Source organism: Lentzea albidocapillata subsp. violacea, assembly GCF_900100275.1.
GTDB classification, from domain to species: Bacteria; Actinomycetota; Actinomycetes; order Mycobacteriales; family Pseudonocardiaceae; genus Lentzea; species Lentzea violacea.
The window spans coordinates 425,033-440,847 of record NZ_FNET01000004.1 but is presented as its reverse complement, the minus strand read 5'-3'; the positions used below and the strand labels follow the sequence as shown (position 1 = coordinate 440,847).

General features: G+C 70.0%; 17 protein-coding genes and 1 pseudogene. 12 read left to right on the top strand and 6 right to left on the bottom strand.

Annotated elements, in window-relative coordinates:
- Positions 1–52 precede the first annotated feature (52 nt).
- From alaS to BLR21_RS12505, 4 genes are read left to right on the top strand one after another with little or no spacing between them, the layout of a single operon-like run.
- The gene (gene alaS / locus BLR21_RS12520; RefSeq protein WP_090005977.1) at positions 53–2,722 is read left to right on the top strand and encodes an alanine--tRNA ligase; all 2,670 of its coding nucleotides are present in this window, start codon (positions 53–55) and stop codon (positions 2,720–2,722) included.
- Positions 2,709–3,197, top strand: a complete 489-nt coding sequence (ruvX, locus tag BLR21_RS12515; protein WP_090005976.1) for a Holliday junction resolvase RuvX — start codon at positions 2,709–2,711, stop codon at positions 3,195–3,197. Before alaS ends, ruvX begins: the two co-directional genes overlap by 14 nt.
- Positions 3,194–4,417 carry an endolytic transglycosylase MltG gene (gene mltG / locus BLR21_RS12510; RefSeq protein WP_090005975.1) on the top strand — a complete coding sequence of 408 codons (1,224 nt, stop codon included), beginning with the start codon at positions 3,194–3,196 and terminating at the stop codon, positions 4,415–4,417. The genes ruvX and mltG overlap by 4 nt, the downstream gene beginning before the upstream one ends.
- Positions 4,417–5,238 (top strand): shikimate dehydrogenase, encoded by an 822-nt coding sequence (locus BLR21_RS12505; protein ID WP_256334648.1) that lies wholly within the window; start codon positions 4,417–4,419, stop codon positions 5,236–5,238. Before mltG ends, BLR21_RS12505 begins: the two co-directional genes overlap by 1 nt.
- A 246-nt stretch (positions 5,239–5,484) precedes the next feature.
- Here BLR21_RS12505 and BLR21_RS12500 read toward each other — a convergent pair whose 3' ends face one another.
- The 3 genes from BLR21_RS12500 to BLR21_RS12490 are packed head-to-tail and all read right to left on the bottom strand — an operon-like array spanning position 5,485 to position 7,894.
- The gene (locus tag BLR21_RS12500; RefSeq protein WP_090005974.1) at positions 5,485–5,880 is read right to left on the bottom strand and encodes a hypothetical protein; all 396 of its coding nucleotides are present in this window, start codon (positions 5,878–5,880) and stop codon (positions 5,485–5,487) included.
- Positions 5,877–7,223, bottom strand: coding sequence for a sensor histidine kinase (locus BLR21_RS12495; protein WP_090005973.1), 1,347 nt, complete (start codon positions 7,221–7,223; stop codon positions 5,877–5,879). The genes BLR21_RS12500 and BLR21_RS12495 overlap by 4 nt, the downstream gene beginning before the upstream one ends.
- The gene (locus BLR21_RS12490; RefSeq protein ID WP_090006069.1) at positions 7,220–7,894 is read right to left on the bottom strand and encodes a response regulator transcription factor; all 675 of its coding nucleotides are present in this window, start codon (positions 7,892–7,894) and stop codon (positions 7,220–7,222) included. Before BLR21_RS12490 ends, BLR21_RS12495 begins: the two co-directional genes overlap by 4 nt.
- 57 nt (positions 7,895–7,951) lie before the next feature.
- On the opposite strand from BLR21_RS12490, the pseudogene BLR21_RS43730 reads away from it, so the two are divergent.
- A pseudogene (locus BLR21_RS43730) lies at positions 7,952–8,491 on the top strand (phosphatase PAP2 family protein); the annotation flags it as partial.
- A 195-nt stretch (positions 8,492–8,686) separates the two neighbouring features.
- On the opposite strand, the gene BLR21_RS42430 reads toward BLR21_RS43730, so the two are convergent.
- From BLR21_RS42430 to BLR21_RS12475, 3 genes are read right to left on the bottom strand one after another with little or no spacing between them, the layout of a single operon-like run.
- Positions 8,687–8,953 carry an HPr family phosphocarrier protein gene (locus BLR21_RS42430; RefSeq protein WP_159460507.1) on the bottom strand — a complete coding sequence of 89 codons (267 nt, stop codon included), beginning with the start codon at positions 8,951–8,953 and terminating at the stop codon, positions 8,687–8,689.
- 29 nt (positions 8,954–8,982) lie between these two features.
- Entirely contained in the window at positions 8,983–10,284 is a 1,302-nt protein-coding gene (locus BLR21_RS12480) for a PTS transporter subunit EIIC (protein ID WP_090005971.1), read from the bottom strand.
- Entirely contained in the window at positions 10,281–11,036 is a 756-nt protein-coding gene (locus tag BLR21_RS12475; protein ID WP_090005970.1) for a GntR family transcriptional regulator, read from the bottom strand. The genes BLR21_RS12480 and BLR21_RS12475 overlap by 4 nt, the downstream gene beginning before the upstream one ends.
- A 111-nt stretch (positions 11,037–11,147) precedes the next feature.
- Between BLR21_RS12475 and BLR21_RS12470 the strand changes: the two genes are divergently transcribed.
- The 7 genes from BLR21_RS12470 (at position 11,148) to aroQ (ending at position 15,785) form a co-directional block, all read left to right on the top strand.
- Positions 11,148–11,384, top strand: a complete 237-nt coding sequence (locus BLR21_RS12470) for a PTS sugar transporter subunit IIB (protein ID WP_090005969.1) — start codon at positions 11,148–11,150, stop codon at positions 11,382–11,384.
- Positions 11,381–11,836 carry a PTS sugar transporter subunit IIA gene (locus BLR21_RS12465; protein WP_090005968.1) on the top strand — a complete coding sequence of 152 codons (456 nt, stop codon included), beginning with the start codon at positions 11,381–11,383 and terminating at the stop codon, positions 11,834–11,836. The genes BLR21_RS12470 and BLR21_RS12465 overlap by 4 nt, the downstream gene beginning before the upstream one ends.
- A gap of 249 nt (positions 11,837–12,085) precedes the next feature.
- The gene (locus BLR21_RS12460) at positions 12,086–12,538 is read left to right on the top strand and encodes a prepilin peptidase (RefSeq protein ID WP_090006068.1); all 453 of its coding nucleotides are present in this window, start codon (positions 12,086–12,088) and stop codon (positions 12,536–12,538) included.
- A 13-nt stretch (positions 12,539–12,551) separates the two neighbouring features.
- A complete protein-coding gene (gene aroC / locus BLR21_RS12455; RefSeq protein WP_090006067.1) occupies positions 12,552–13,751 on the top strand; it encodes a chorismate synthase in 1,200 nt (399 codons plus the stop codon).
- On the top strand, positions 13,748–14,254 hold the full coding sequence (locus tag BLR21_RS12450; RefSeq protein WP_090005967.1) for a shikimate kinase: 507 nt from the start codon (positions 13,748–13,750) through the stop codon (positions 14,252–14,254). Before aroC ends, BLR21_RS12450 begins: the two co-directional genes overlap by 4 nt.
- Positions 14,251–15,360, top strand: a complete 1,110-nt coding sequence (gene aroB, locus BLR21_RS12445; protein WP_090005966.1) for a 3-dehydroquinate synthase — start codon at positions 14,251–14,253, stop codon at positions 15,358–15,360. Before BLR21_RS12450 ends, aroB begins: the two co-directional genes overlap by 4 nt.
- On the top strand, positions 15,357–15,785 hold the full coding sequence (gene aroQ / locus BLR21_RS12440; protein ID WP_030481801.1) for a type II 3-dehydroquinate dehydratase: 429 nt from the start codon (positions 15,357–15,359) through the stop codon (positions 15,783–15,785). Before aroB ends, aroQ begins: the two co-directional genes overlap by 4 nt.
- Positions 15,786–15,815: the final 30 nt, after the last annotated feature.

Here is a 15,815-nt window from a genome sequence, read left to right as displayed (position 1 = left end):
TCGCCCCGTGACCATGCCCTGACTCTCCCAGCAACACACCGAGGAACTTCCCGTGCAGACCCACGAGATCATCAAGCGTTTCCGCGAGCACTTCGAGAAGGCCGGGCACAAGTACATCCCCAGTGCCTCGCTGCTGCTCGACGACCCGAACCTGCTGTTCGTCAACGCCGGCATGGTGCCGTTCAAGCCGTACTTCCTCGGCGAGGCCCCGCCGCCCGCCAAGCGGATGACGAGCATCCAGAAGTGCGTGCGCACGCCCGACATCGACGAGGTCGGCAAGACCACGCGCCACCTCACGTTCTTCCAGATGGCCGGCAACTTCTCGCTCGGCGACTACTTCAAGGAAGACGCCATCCGGCTGGCCTGGGAGCTGATCACCAACTCCCAGGAGAACGGCGGCTACGGCTTCGACCCCGAGCGCATCTGGGTGACGGTCTACCTCGACGACGACGAGGCCATCGAGCTGTGGCAGAAGGTCGCCGGCATGCCGCTGGAGCGCATCCAGCGCCGCGGCGTCGAGGACAACTTCTGGTCGATGGGCGTCCCCGGCCCGTGCGGCCCGTGCTCGGAGATCTACTACGACCGCGGCCCCGAGTACGGCAAGGAGGGCGGCCCGGTAGTCGACGAGGACAGGTACCTGGAGATCTGGAACCTCGTCTTCATGCAGAACATCCGCGGCGAGGGTGGCGCCAAGAAGGACTACCCGGTCCTCGGTGAGCTGCCGTCGAAGAACATCGACACCGGCATGGGCGTCGAGCGCGTCGCCTACCTGCTGCAGGGCGTCGACAACGTCTACGAGACCGACCTGGTCCGCGCCGTGATCAACAAGGCCGAGGAGCTCTCCGGCCGCAAGTACGGCACCAACGAGGTCGACGACATCCGCTTCCGCGTCATCGCCGACCACGCCCGCAGCGGTGTGCTGCTGGTCGGCGACGGCGTCACGCCCGGCAACGAGGCCCGCGGCTACGTGCTGCGCCGCCTGCTACGCCGCATCGTCCGCAGCTCCCGCCTGCTGGGCGTGAACGAGCCGGTGCTGCAGCAGTTCGCCGAGGTCGTCCGTGACTCGATGGGCGAGGCCTACCCCGAGCTGGTCAGCGGGTTCGCCCGCATCCAGCAGGTGCTCAAGGCCGAGGAGGACACGTTCCTGCGCACGCTCGACGCCGGTTCGCGGATCTTCGAGGGTGCCGCCGCCGAGGTGAAGTCCGACGGCCGCGCCACGCTGCCCGGTGACAAGGCCTTCCAGCTGCACGACACGTACGGCTTCCCGATCGACCTCACGCTGGAGATGGCCTCCGAGGCCGGCCTGTCCGTGGACGAGGACGGCTTCCGCAAGCTGATGGCCGAGCAGCGCGCCCGCGCCAAGGCCGACGCCGCCGGCAAGAAGACCGGCCACGGCGACCAGTCGGTCTACCGCGAGCTGCTGGAGCAGGGCCCGACCGAGTTCACCGGCTACACCGAGCTCGCCTCCGAGGCCACGCTGCGTGGCATCGTGCGCAACGGCCAGCGGGTGAAGTCGGCTCGCGAGGGCGACATCGTCGAGGTCGTCCTCGACCGCACGCCGCTCTACGCCGAGTCCGGTGGCCAGGAGTCCGACGCCGGCGCCATCGTCACGGCCAACGCCGAGCTCGAGGTGCTCGACGTGCAGAAGGTCGCCCGCAAGCTGTGGGTGCACCAGGTGCGCGTCGTCAGCGGCGAGGTCGGCGAGGGCGAGCACGTCGAGGCCCGCGTCGACCCGGAGTGGCGCGTCGGCGCCCGCCAGGGCCACTCGGGCACGCACGTCGTGCACGCCGCCCTGCGGCACGTGCTCGGCCCGTCGGCCCTGCAGAGCGGTTCGTACAACAAGCCCGGCTACCTGCGGCTCGACTTCGCCTGGACCGGTGGCCTGTCCGCCGAGGCCCGCAGCGAGATCGAGGAGGTCTCGAACCTCGCCGTGCGCAAGGACCTGCCGGTCAGCATCGTCTACACCGACATGGCCGGTGCCCAGGACATGGGCGCCGTCGCCCTGTTCGGCGAGACCTACGACGAGACCGTGCGCGTCATCGAGATCGGTGGCGAGTGGTCGCGCGAGCTGTGCGGTGGCACCCACGTCGAGCACTCGTCGCAGATCGGCCCGATCACCCTGCTGGGCGAGTCGTCGATCGGTTCCGGCGTGCGCCGCCTGGAGGCCTACGTCGGCATCGAGGCCATGCGGTTCCTGGCCAGAGAACGCGCCATCGTGCAGAACCTCTCCGACATGCTCAAGGTCGGCTCCGAAGGCCTGCCCGAGCGGATCGAGTCGCTGGTCGAGCGCCTGAAGTCCGCCGAGAAGGAGCTGGAGAAGGTCCGCGCCGCCGAGCTGCTGGGCAACGCCGGCGCCCTCGCCGACAAGGCCCTCGACATCCGCGGCCTGTCGCTGGTGGCCCTCGGCCTGGAGGGCGTCTCGGGCAACGACCTGCGCACCCTCGGTGGCGAGGTCCGCAACCGCCTGGGCAGCAAGCCCGGTGTGGTGGCCCTGTTCTCGGTCGACGGCGACAAGGTCAGCTTCGTGGTGGCCACCACGGCCGCCGCCCGTGACCTGGGGCTGGCCGCCGGCAAGCTCGTTCCGGCGTTCGGCCCGGCCATCGCCGCCCGCGGTGGCGGCAAGCCGGACCTGGCCCAGGGCGGCGGCACGAACCCGGCCGGCGTCACCGACGCCATCACGGCCCTGACCAACGAACTGGACAAGGTGCTTGAGCAGCGCTGATTCTCCTGGTGTCGACGATCCGGGCCTCGGACGGAGGCTCGGCGTCGACGTCGGGTCGGTTCGCGTGGGGGTCTCCCTCAGCGATCCGGCGCCGTTCCTGGCGACTCCGCTGGTCACCCTGCAGCGCGACCAGAAGAACGGCTCGGACCTCACGGAACTCGTACGTCTCGTGGCCGAACATGACGTCGTAGAGGTCGTGGTCGGCTTACCGAAGACATTGGCAGGCAGGCACGGCCCCGCAGCAGAGGCGGCGACCGCGTACGCTGCGGCCTTGGCCGGGCGCATCGCTCCGGTGCCGGTGCGGCTCAGCGACGAACGCCTGACGACGGTCGTGGTCAGCCGGGTACTGGCACAGCGCGGTGTGAAGGGCAAGAAGCAGCGAGCCGTGGTCGACCAGGCTGCCGCTGTCGAGATCCTGCAATCTTGGCTGGACGCACGGGCACGTTCGGTGCCCGCCCGAAAGGACGAGGCGTGAGCGGCGACGATCTCGGGTTGTTCACCGACCCCGAAGCGGATGAGCGCAGGCCGGTCAGGAAGCGCGATCGCGAGCGTGACAACGCCCGCGTCAAGGCGAAGAAGCGCAAGAAGACGGTCCTGTGGCTGGTCGTCGCGCTGGTCCTCGCCGTGGGCATGGGCGGTGCCTACTACGGCTACCAGGAGCTGCGCGGCATCGGCTCGTTCGAGGACTACGCGGGCAGCGGCGAGGTCGACGCCATCGTCGAGGTCCAGGACGGCGACCCGGTCAGCAAGATCGCGTCGACCCTGTACGACAACGGCGTCGTCGCCTCCGCGCGCGCGTTCACCGAGGCCAGCAAGACCGACACCCGCGTGACGTCGATCCAGCCCGGCTTCTACCTGATGAAGACGAAGATGTCGGGCCAGAACGCGGTGGCCCGCATGATCGACCCGAAGACCAGGGTGCCGGCCGTGCAGATCGTCGGCGGCCTGAAGCTCACCGACATCCAGGCCGACGGCAAGGCCGTCCCGGGCATCTACTCCAAGCTCGCCGCCGCGAGCTGCACGGAGAAGGACGGCGCGAAGGTGTGCCTGACCGCCGACGAGATCAAGGCCGCCGCCGAACAGACCGACCCGGTCGCCCTCGGTGTGCCGGACTGGGCGGTGGCGGACGTGAAGCGCGCCGATCCCCAGTTCCGCCTCGAAGGCCTGATCATGCGCGGCGTCTACCAGGTCAAACCCGGTGTCACCGCGGTCGAGCTGATCCGCAGCGTCATCGTGGCCTCGGCCCAGAAGCTGCAGGGCGCGGGCATTCCCGGCGGCACCATGAACACCGGCTTCCGTCCCTACGAGGTGCTCGTCATCGCCTCGTTGATCGAGAAGGAAGCCATCGAGAAGGACTTCGGCCAGGTCTCGCAGGTCATCTACAACCGCATCGCGGAACCGATGCCCCTGCAGTTCGACTCGACCATCAACTACCGGAACAACCAGCCGCACATCCGCACGTCCGACGCGGACCGCAACGCGATCCAGCCCTACAACACCTACAAGGTCGCCGGCCTGACGCCGACGCCGATCGGCTCGCCGTCGCAGCAGGCCATCGCCGCCGCGATCAAGCCCGCGGGCGGCGACGACATGTACTTCGTGAAGTGCCAGAAGGACGGCACGTCGTGCTTCTCGAAGACGTACGAGGAGCACCAGGCGAAGGACCAGAAGGCTCAGCGGGAGGGCGTCTACTAGTGGTGCGCAAGGCGGCGGTGATCGGCTCGCCGATCGAACACTCGCTTTCTCCCGTGCTGCACAACGCCGCGTACGCCGAGCTGGGCCTCGACTGGGAGTACACCCGCCTGGAGTGCTCGGAGGCCGGCGTTCCCGCGCTGGTCTCGTCGCTGGGACCGGAGTGGGCAGGCCTGTCCTGCACGATGCCGACGAAACGCGCCGCGCTGGCGTTCGCCTCGGTCGTGACCCCGCGGGCGACCGCGGTGGGGGCGGCGAACACGCTGGTGCGCCACGGTTCCGAGTGGCACGCCGACTGCACCGATGTGGACGGTGTGGTGGGAGCGTTGCGGGAGAAGGGTTTCTCCGGCGGCTCGCACGGCGTCGTGCTGGGTGCGGGCGGCACGGCCGCGGCGGCGCTGGCCGGGTTCGCCGAGCTCGGGATCTCGTCGGTGTCCCTGGTGGTGCGCGATCCCGCGCGCGCGGGAGAGGCCGTGGAGACGGCGTCGAGGGTCGGCGTCTCCGTCGAGGTGCTGGAACTGTCCTCTGTGGACCTCGCCGTGCTGGCCGGTGCCGCGGACGTGCTCGTGTCGACGGTGCCCGCCGAGGCCGCCGCCCGGCTGGCCGACTCGCTGGCGCGGGCGCCGTACGTGCTGGACGTGATCTACCACCCGTGGCCCACACCGGTGGCGAAGGCCGTGGAGGCCTCCGGGGCCCGTCTGGTCACCGGGCTGGACATGTTGCTGCACCAGGCTTTCGGGCAGTTCGAGCAGTTCACCGGCAAGTCCGCGCCGCAGGAGGCCATGCGCGCCGCCCTGGCCGCGAAACTCGCCTCGCGGTCGTAACTTTCGGCTTGATCTTGGGCTGTCCGGTACCGGCGTGCGCCGGTCGTGTGGTTCCCTACGCCTGACTCGTTTGGCTGCGGACGATGTGCCACTCGGCCGGAGTCATCGCATGCCGGTGTTCCTCACCTTGGGAGGGCCGGCGGGTGGGGGCGCACGGGTGTGTCCGCCGGGGGCTGCGCTTGGGCGCGTGGGCCGACCGGTTACGGCACCACGGCCGCCGGTGCGTCCCGCCTCTACAGATCCTGATCAGGGGCAGTACTCGTCGGAAACCGGTGCCACGCCGGCCACCTTCGCGCGGCTCGCCAGGGCCGTGCAGTGCACCTGGAAGACCGCCCACTTCGTCCTCGGTGGCGCGACGTCCTCCGGCATCACGATCACGTCCAGCACCGGAACCGCCTTGGACGACGTCGCGGGCAGTTCGGTCACCAGGCCCAGTTTCTTCTCCTCGTCGTTCGGGCCGGCCAGCAGCAGGTTCATCGCGGTCGTGATGTCGACGGCGCCGGTGTAGTCGCGGGTGCGGCGCACCAGGCCGTCGTGCGCGGCCGTGACGAGGTAGATGGTGAGCGTGTGCGACGAGACCGTCGGCGCCTCGGCCCCGGTGAGGATCGGGGTCGGGCGGATGCCGCAGGCCGTGAGGGTCACGAGGGCAAGCGCAAGGTGAAGACCGCGCCGCCCGAGGGCGCGTTGGCCGCTTCGATGCTGCCGCCGTGCAGGCGTGCGTTCTCCCATGCGATCGCCAATCCCAGTCCGCTGCCCTCGGAACGGGAGCGGGCCGTGTCTGCCTTGTAGAAGCGGTCGAAGATGTGGGGGAGGGCGTCTGCGGGGATGCCGGGGCCGTGGTCGGCCACCTCGATGACGCCCGGCCGCACCGTCACGCGCACCGGGCCGCCGCCGTGCTTGAGCGCGTTGCCCACGAGGTTGGCGACGATGACGTCCAGGCGTCGGCGGTCGACCCGCGCCACCACGCCCTCGGGCAGCGACGCCTCGACGGACGTGGCCCAGCCGCGGGCGGCCAGGGTGTCGCGGACCGCCGTGCCGATGTCCCAGTCGTCCAGTTCGAGGAGGTTGCGGCCCTCGTCGAAGCGGGAGATCTCCATCAGGTCGTTGACCAGTCGGGTCAGCTTGCGGGTCTCGGCGGAGACCAGGCGGGCCGCGACGGCCGTGTCGGGCGGCAACGTGTCCGCGTCCTCGTCCAGCACGGCGGTCACGGCGTTCATCGCCGTCAGTGGTGTGCGGAGTTCGTGCGACACGTCGGCGACGAAGCGGCGGGAGGCGGCCTGGGAGGCTTCCAGCTGTTCGGCGGCCTGGTTGAACGTGCGGGCCAGGTCGGCGAGCTCGTCGGAGCCGCGTACGTCGACGCGGGCGTCCAGGCGGCCGGACCCCAGCGCGCGGGCGGCGGCGCCGAGACGGCGGACGGGGCGCAGAACACCCCGTGCGGTGAACAGTGCGACGCCCAGGGCCAGGGGGAGCACGAGGCTGACGCCCACCCAGGCGGCCGTCGAGAAGCTGTCGATGGCGGTCTGCGGGCCCCTCAGGTACAGCAGCGACCACACCTCCACGCCCGTGGGCGTGCCGTCCGCACGGACCAGCGGGATGCCCACGACGACGTACGGCTCGGTCAGGTCCGTGCGGCGCTGCCAGAGGGTCGTCCGGCTCGTCCTGAGCCTCTCGCGCATCTCGGCGGGGATGAACGACGGGTCGGGGCCGCTGGCGGAGCGCAGGCCCTCGTAGACCACGACCGCCGAGCCGCGCAGGTACGAGCCGAAGCCGTCCAGATCCTCCTGCGCCGGTGGCACGGTCAGCCGGGGCGCGTAGTCGCGGACGTCCTGCACGAGCGGGTTCATGAAGCCGTCCTGCGCGTCCTCCAGCAGCAACGTGCGGGCGGTCGCGTAGGAGGCCCCCGCGGCCCCCACCGCGCCCAGCACCGTCAGCAGCAGGAACGCGGCCATCAGCCTGGGGCGCAGGCCGCGCAGCAACGACCTCATCGTGGGCCGAAGCGGTAACCGAAGCCGCGCACCGTGTGGACGTGACCGGGGTCGGAGGGCACGTCCTCGATCTTCGCGCGCAACCGCTGCACGCACGCGTCGACCAGCCGGGAGTCGCCGAGGTAGTCGTGCTCCCAGACGGCCTCGAGGATCTGCTGGCGGGTCAGCACGCGGCCGGGGGTGCGCGACAGTTCGAGCAGCAGCTTGAGCTCGGTCGGCGTCAGCGCGACCTTCACGTCGTTCTTGAGCACCTGCAGGCCTGCCCGATCGATCACCAGCGAGCCGTGCCGTTCGATCGACGACGGCTCGGCGACGGTCCGCCGCAGCACGGCGCGGATGCGTGCTTCCAGCACGCGCGGTTCCACGGGCTTGACCACGTAGTCGTCCGCGCCGGCCTCCAGGCCCGCGACCACGTCGAAGTCGTCGCCGCGCGCCGTGAGCATGATGATCGGCACCTCGGCGTGCGTGCGCATCCGCCGGCACGTCTCGAAGCCGTCGATGCCCGGCAGCATGATGTCGAGGACAACGATGTCGGGACGGGACTCGCGCAGCTTCTCGACGCCTTCCTCACCCGTTTCCGCTGCTCGGACGTCGTGTCCCTGGCGGCGCAACGCCAGCCCGAGTCCTTCACGCACCGAGGGGTCGTCCTCGACCAGCAACACCATCGCCACGAGATCCATTATCTGCCGGACACGGCACCGGCGCTGGATCTGTAGCGGAACCATGACATGGCATGGACGTTCCCATGGACCGGCTCGCGGAGTGTCGAACCCATGGCCGGAAGCATGCTGGGATTTCTCTTCACGTACTTCGCGCTGGTGTGGACGTCGTTCGGGCAGAAGGCGGAGAACGCCGCGTTGCCCGAGCTGTCACTCCAACGCTCGTGGGCGTCCAACGTGGACACGGTGATCATCGTCGCCGCCGTCCTCGTGGTTCTCTTCGCACGCAGGAAGTCGCTCACGCCGTTGCTGCTGCTCGGCGGTTCGGTGCTGGGAGCGCAGGTCCTGAAGCTCTACGTGCTGGTGCGGCCGCCGCTCGACGACGACGCCGTCCTGGTGCACAACAGCTTCCCGAGTGGACACACGACGGCCGCGGTGGCGTCGGTGATCGCGGTGACGATGGCGGTGCCCAGGCGGTTCGCGCTGGTCGTGGCGGTGCCGGGGGCGTTCGGCGCGGGGGCGGTCGCGGCGGAGACGGTGTCGCTCGGCTGGCACCGGTTCAGCGACACGCTCGGTGCGGCGCTGCTGGTCTCGACGCTCGCGTTCCTGTTGCTGCGCAGGTGGACCGCGGGGCTGGTCGTGCCGCCCGCGCTGGCCGTGGGAGGCGTCTGGCTGATCGTGAGCTACCCGCAGGCCACGCCGTCGACGTTGGCCGGCGTCGTGACCGCGGGTGTCGTGCTGCACTTCGGGTGGGCCGTGAGTGGTCTCGGCCGTCGGGGCGATCGAGACCACTCACGACCGGGATCACTCGTCGTGATCGGTGGCGATCAGCTCGGCGATGGCGTCCAGAGCGGCGTCCGCTCCGTCCCCGTCGGCGCTGAGCACCACCTCGTCACCGTGCATGGCGCCCAGGGTCATCAGACCCAGAACACTCGCCGCGTCAACGGCTTCGCCGCCGTCCTTGGCGATGCTGACCGTCACCGGCTGGTCGGCGGCGGCCTTCGCCAGCAGTGCGGCGGGCCGGGCGTGCAGTCCGACCTTGCTGGCCACGGTGACCCGTCGCTCGGCCATGATGGTTCCTCCCGGTAGAGCTGGTTCAGTTACTGCTTGTCGTTCCTGGGGCGCTTTTCGCGCGCGGCCGTGTCACCACTGCGCACCGCCGTGTCGCCACTGCTGCCGACGGTGCTCTCGTCGGCCTCCGGAGACTCGTCATCTTCGCGTCCTGGAGTCTTCAGGTTCCACTTGGTGATCACGAATCGGAACAGGAAGTAGTAGATCGCCGCGTAGATCACGCCGAGGATGATGAGCATCCAAGGCTTCTGCGCGATGTTCCAGTTCAGGATGAAGTCGATCGCACCGGCGGAGAACGAGAACCCGTCGTGGGCGCCCAGCGCGTTCGAGATCGCCAGCGAGGTACCGGTCAGCACCGCGTGGATCAGGTACAGCGGCCACGCCACGAACATGAACGCGAACTCGAGCGGCTCCGTCACACCGGTGATGAACGCGGTGAGGGCGGCGGAGCCCATGATGCCGCCGATGATCTTGCGCTGGCTCGGCTTCGCGGTGTGCACGATCGCCAGGGCGGCGGCGGGCAGCGCGAACATGAAGATCGGGAAGAAGCCGGTCTGGAACGTGCCGGCCGTCGGGTCGCCCGCCAGGAAGCGCGGGATGTCACCGGTCTTCTCGTTGAACTCGCCGAACTGGAACCACACGACGTTGTTGACGATGTGGTGCAGACCCAGCGGGATCAGCAGGCGGTTGACGACACCGTAGATGAACGCACCGATGACCGTGCTGCCCGTGACCCACTCACCGACGGCGGTCAGGCCCGCGTCGAACCACGGGTAGACCAGGCCGAGCAGGACGCCGACGATCGTCATGACACCGGCGACGATGATCGGGACGAACCGGCGGCCACCGAAGAACGCCAGGTACGGCGGCAGCTTGATGCGGTGGTACCTCTGCCACAGCAAGGCGGTCAACAGGCCGACGACGATACCGCCGAGGACCCCGTAGTTGATCAGCTCGGGCTTGGCGGCCGGGTCGGTCGGCTGGTCGAGGACCAGCGGCGACATCGCCTTGAAGACGCTCGTCAGCACGACGTAGCCGACGACGCCGGCGAGCGCTGTGGAACCGTCACCACGTCGTGCGAAACCGACGGCGATGCCGACGGCGAACAGCAGGGCGAGGTTGCTGAACAACGCGTCGCCCGCGGCGCCGACCACCGCGGCGACGGAGTTCCAGCCGAGCATGTCCTTGCCGAGGATGTCGTCTTGACCGGCGCGGAGCATCAGGCCTGCCGCGGGCAGCACGGCGATCGGCAGCATGAGGCTGCGACCGAAGCGTTGCAACGTGGCGAGACCCTTGATCTCACGACCACCGGTTGCGGCGTCCGTGCTCATCGGGTTCCTCCCTTGGCGGAGTCAGGTCCGGTACCCGGGACGGTCCGGTCCAGTTGCATGGTTACCTGGTAGAGATCGCCCCGGTACCAGGAGGTCACGTCTTCACAGGGCCGCCCGTCGGAGCTGGCGACCCTCCTGAACACGAGAAGCGGGCTGCCCTTGCGGACGTCGAGCGCCTTCGCGGTCTCCGCGTCGGCGGTCTCGGCCCACACGGTCTGCCGCGCATGGTCGAGCTGAATTCCGTACCGGGTCGCGATGATCTCGTAGATCGATCCGGTCAGGTCGCAGCGGTCGAGCTCGGGAAGCAGGTGCGGGCTGTACCAGCCGGCTTCGAGCGCCAACGGTGCCCCGTCGGCCTTGCGCAGCCGCACGACGCGGTACGCGTACTCGTCCGACTCCAGGCCCAGCGAGGCCTTCGAGCCGGGTGCCGCCTGGCCGCAGCTGATCACCTCGGTGCTGGGTTCGACCCCGCGCGCCTTCATGTCCGAGGTGAACGAGGCCAGGAAGAGCTGCAGGTCGTAGCGCCGCTTGGCGGTGAACGTCCCACGTCCCTTGGCCCGCGTGAGCAGGCCGTCGGCGACCAGTTGGCCGACTGCGGACCGCACGGTGATGCGAGAGACTCCGTACCGCTCGGCGAGATCGCGCTCGGACGGAATCGGTGAGCCGGGAGCGAGCTCCTGTTCTGCCAGCCGCCGCAGGATCTCGCGGAGCTGTGCGTGCTTCGGCTTGGGCCCGTCCACGATCTCGTTCACTCGCTCACCTCCTCGCTAGTGGTACTTTCCGGTCTAGACCAGTTGGTGCGGGAGAATGCTCCGCGCACCGAGCGGGTGTCAACCGCTGTTACGGGAACGAGAGGTACGAACGTGGCTGACGAGAAGGCTCAGAAGATCCTCGAGGCGCTGGGCGGCCGGGACAACATCATCGAGATCGAGCCCTGCATCACCCGCCTGCGGTGCGAGCTCGAAGACGGTTCCGTCGTGGACGAGAAGGCGCTGAAGGCGTTGGGAGCGCACGGAGTCATGCGTTCCGGCAACGTCGTCCAGGTCGTCGTCGGACCCGAGGCGGACACCATCGCGTCGGACATCGAGGACCTGCTGTGAGCCTCCGCGTCGGCAGCCCGGTGGCCGGGCGGGTGGTCGCGCTCTCCGCCGTTCCGGACCAGGTCTTCGCCGAGGCGATGGTCGGGCCCGGCGTGGCCGTCGAACCGGTTCGATCGAAGGCCGATGTGGTGTCACCGCTCGACGGCACCGTCGTCACGCTGCACCCGCACGCGTTCGTGGTCGCCAACGGTGACGGGGCGGCCATCCTGGTCCACCTCGGCATCGACACCGTGAAGCGCAAGGGCGAGGGCTTCGAGCTCCACGTCGTCAAGGGCGAGCAGGTCCAGGCCGGTCAGAAGATCGTGACGTGGGACCCGGCCGAGGTCGAGGCGGCCGGGTTCGCGCCGATCTGCCCGGTGGTCGCGCTGGACGCGTCCGCCGAGGTGCTCGGCGACCTGGCTCTCGACGTGGACGTGGTGGCGGGCGACGCCCTGTTCGACTGGTCTCGCTGAGCCCGTACTCCTACCGCACGCGGGGCCCTCGCGTGCGGTAGGAGTACGAAAGCTCGCCGTGTGCGGTGGGAGAGTACGAAAGCTCTCCGCGTGCGGTAGGAGAGTACGAAAAGCTCCCCGCGTGCGCTTCGCAGAGCTGCCGGGCGTTCTCCCAGCCCGGTCCGGGGCATCGTTGAGCCCGTGCGTGAGTGGACCGTTCACGACAGGCCGGAACTTGTCACCGGTCGCCCCTGGCAGGACCGTGGTGTCATGACCACGGTCCTGCTCGCGTTCGCACTGGGTTCGTTGTGGACGGTCGCCGCCGTCCTGGACGCTCCGCCCTCGTCGTTCCTGCTGGCCTGGTTCGGCATCGTGCTCGCGCTGATCGACCTGCGGCACCACCGGTTGCCGGACGCGCTGACCCTCCCGTTGGGTGCCGTGCTGTTGCTCCTGCAGTTCCACGGGCTGGGAGCGGCGGCCCTGTCGGCGCTCGTCTTCGGTGGCGCGCATCTCGCCGTCCGGCGGCTGCGGCCCGCGCTGATGGGCGGCGGCGACGTGAAGCTCGCCTTCGGGCTCGGCGCGGCGCTCCCGCTGCCGGCGCTCTTACCTGCGGCGATCCTGTCCAGCGCGGTCACCCTGGCCGTCGCCGCGCTCCGGCGCAGGCGCGCGGTGCCGCACGGACCGGGCCTGCTGGCCGCCACCTGGGCGTTGACGACGCTGTGAAAGGATTGTGAACGTGCTGCGCTGGATCACCGCTGGAGAGTCACACGGCCCCGCCCTCGTCGCCGTCCTGGAGGGCATGCCCGCCGGGGTGGAGGTGACCACCGAGGATCTCGTCGCCCAGCTCGGGCGCCGCAGGCTCGGGTTCGGTCGCTCGCCGCGCATGGGCTTCGAGCAGGACGAGGTCGAGATCCTCGGCGGTGTCCGCCACGGCAAGACCCAGGGCGGTCCGGTCGCGGTCACGATCGGCAACTCCGAGTGGCCCAAGTGGCAGACGGTCATGTCGCCGGACCCGGTCGACCCGAGCCTGCTCAAGACGACCGGCCGCAACGAGGCCCTCACCCGCCCGCGGCCCGGCCACGCCGACCTGCCGGGCATGCAGAAGTTCGGCTTCGACGAGGCCCGTCCGGTGCTGGAGCGCGCCTCCGCGCGGGAGACCGCGGCCCGCACGGCACTGGGCACGGTCGCCCGGCAGTTCCTGCAGCAGTTGCTCGGCGTGCAGATCGTGAGTCACGTGGTGTCCATCGGCCAGGCCGAGACGCCGCAGGACGCCGCGCTGCCCACGCCCGACGACCTGGCCGCGATCGACGAGTCCCCGGTGCGGTGCTTCGACCAGCGCGGCACCGACGCGATGGTCGCCGAGGTCGAGGCCGTCAAGGAGGCCGGTGACACGGTCGGCGGCGTCATCGAGGTGCTCGCCTACGGGTTGCCGCCGGGCCTGGGCTCGCACGTGCACTGGGACCGCCGCCTCGACGCACGCCTGGCCGCCGCCCTCATGGGCGTGCAGGCGATGAAGGGCGTGGAGATCGGCGACGGCTTCACCTCGGCGAAGCGCTGGGGTTCGCAGGCGCACGACGAGATCGACCGCGGCAGCGGCCCGGTCGGCGTGACGCGCCGCTCGAACCGCGCCGGTGGCCTCGAGGGCGGCATCACCAACGGCGAGATCCTGCGCGCCCGCGTGGCGATGAAGCCCATCTCGACCGTGCCGCGCGCACTGTCCACTGTGGATGTGCGCACCGGTGAGCCCGCCGTCGCGATCCACCAGCGCTCGGACGTCTGCGCCGTGCCGCGTGCCGGTGTGGTGCTGGAGTCCGTGGTGGCGCTGGTGCTGGCCGAGGCCGCGCTGGAGAAGTTCGGCGGCGACTCGCTTCCCGAGACGCGCCGCAACGCCCACGCCTACCTCAAGGCGCTGGAAGCCCGCTGGGAGGGCATGTGAGCCCCCGGTACGTGGTGGTCGGTCCTCCCGGAGCCGGGAAGACCACCGTCAGCGAACTGCTGGCCGCACGGCTCGGTGTGCCGTTCCGCGACGTCGACGCGGACGTCGTCGAACTCGCCGGCAAGCCCATCTCGGACATCTTCACCGACGACGGTGAGCCCGCTTTCCGCGCCATGGAAGAGGAAGCGGTCGCCAAGGCACTCGTCGAGCACGAGGGCGTGCTGGCCCTGGGCGGGGGAGCGGTGCTGTCCGCGACGACCCGCGAACGCCTGCGCGAGCACACCGTCGTGTTCCTGAACGTGGGCATGGCGGAGGGCGTGCGCCGCACGGGACTGTCGTCCTCGCGGCCGCTGCTGTCCGGCATCAACCCGCGTGCCACGTTCAAGGCGCTGCTGGACGCGCGCCTGCCGCTGTACCGCGAGGTCGCGACGATCGAGGTCCTGACGGACTCGCTCGATCCGGAACGGGTGACCGACGCGGTGATCAAGGGAGCTGAAGCATGACCGAGCCCGTGCGCATCCGGGTCGCCGCGGAGAAGCCCTACGACGTGGTGGTCGGCCGGGGCCTGCTCGGCGACATCGTCGAGTTCCTGGGCGGCACGGCCAAGATCGCGATCGTGCACCAGCCGACCCTGGCCGAGACGGCCAAGGTGCTGGTCGACGAGCTCAAGGCCGTGGGCGCCGACGCGCACCGCGTCGAGGTCCCGGACGCCGAGGACGGCAAGGACCTGGTGGTCGCCGGCTTCTGCTGGGACGTGCTGGGCAAGATCGGCCTGTCGCGCTCCGACGTCGTCGTCGGCCTCGGCGGCGGCGCGGTGACGGACCTCGCGGGCTTCGTCGCGTCCACCTGGATGCGCGGCGTGCGGCTGGTCAACATCCCGACGACGCTGCTCGGCATGGTCGACGCGGCGGTCGGCGGCAAGACCGGCATCAACACCGACGCGGGCAAGAACCTCGTCGGCACGTTCTACGAGCCGGACGCGATCTTCGTCGACCTCGCGACACTGGAAACGCTGCCGCGCAACGAACTCATCGCCGGCATGGCCGAGATCGTGAAGGGCGGCTTCATCGCCGACCCGGTCATCCTCGACCTGATCGAGGCCGACCCCGCCCTGGCCCTCGACCCGACGGGTGAGGTGCTGGCCGAGCTGGTCCGCCGCAAGATCCAGATCAAGGCCGACGTCGTGACGTCGGATCTGCGCGAGTCGTCGTTGCGCGAGATCCTGAACTACGGCCACACCCTCGGCCACGCCATCGAACGCCGCGAGCGCTACCGCTGGCGCCACGGCGCCGCGATCAGCGTGGGCCTGGTCTTCGCCGCCGAGCTGGCCCGCCTCGCCGGCCGCCTGGACGACGAGACGGCCGACCGCCACAAGCGCGTCCTGCAGTTGCTCGGCCTGCCGACGACGTACGACCCGGACGCCCTCCCGCAGCTCATGGAGGGCATGAAGGTCGACAAGAAGAACAAGGCGGGCGTGCTCCGCTTCGTCGTCCTCGACGGCCTCGCCAAGCCCGGCCGCCTCGAAGGCCCGGACCCGGCCCTGATCGCCGCCGCGTACTCGGCCGTCGCCGCCGAGCCGGCCACCGGTTCCGGGAAGGTGCTGCTGTGAAGGTCCTCGTCCTGAACGGCCCGAACCTCGACCGCCTCGGCACCCGCGAGCCGCTCATCTACGGCAGCACCACGCACGCCGACCTCGTCGAGATGTGCGTCGCCGAGGGCAAGGAACTCGGCTTCGACGTCGAGGTCCGCCAGACCGCCTACGAGGGCGAGATGGTCAAGTGGCTGCACGAGGCCGCCGACGCCTCCATCCCGGTGGTCCTCAACGGCGCCGCCTGGACGCACTACTCGATCGCGGTCCGTGACGCGTGCTCGCAGCTGACCGGGCCGCTGGTCGAGGTGCACATCTCGAACATCCACCAGCGCGAGGAGTTCCGGCACCACAGCGTCATCTCGGCGATCGCGAGCGGCGTGATCGTCGGCCTGGGCGTCGAGGGCTACCTGCTCGCCCTGCGCTGGCTGTCGCTCAAGAAGTAGCGCCGCCGCAGCAGGGCGAGTGCGGTCGCG

Excerpts from the sequence above, each read along its gene's own strand:
- BLR21_RS12495 (WP_090005973.1), bottom strand. The coding sequence starts at position 7,223 with ATGAGGTCGTTGCTGCGCGGCCTGCGCCCCAGGCTGATGGCCGCGTTC.
- BLR21_RS42430 (WP_159460507.1), bottom strand. The coding sequence starts at position 8,953 with ATGGCCGAGCGACGGGTCACCGTGGCCAGCAAGGTCGGACTGCACGCC.
- BLR21_RS12480 (WP_090005971.1), bottom strand. The coding sequence starts at position 10,284 with ATGAGCACGGACGCCGCAACCGGTGGTCGTGAGATCAAGGGTCTCGCC.
- BLR21_RS12460 (WP_090006068.1), top strand. The coding sequence starts at position 12,086 with ATGACCACGGTCCTGCTCGCGTTCGCACTGGGTTCGTTGTGGACGGTC.
- aroB (WP_090005966.1), top strand. The coding sequence starts at position 14,251 with ATGACCGAGCCCGTGCGCATCCGGGTCGCCGCGGAGAAGCCCTACGAC.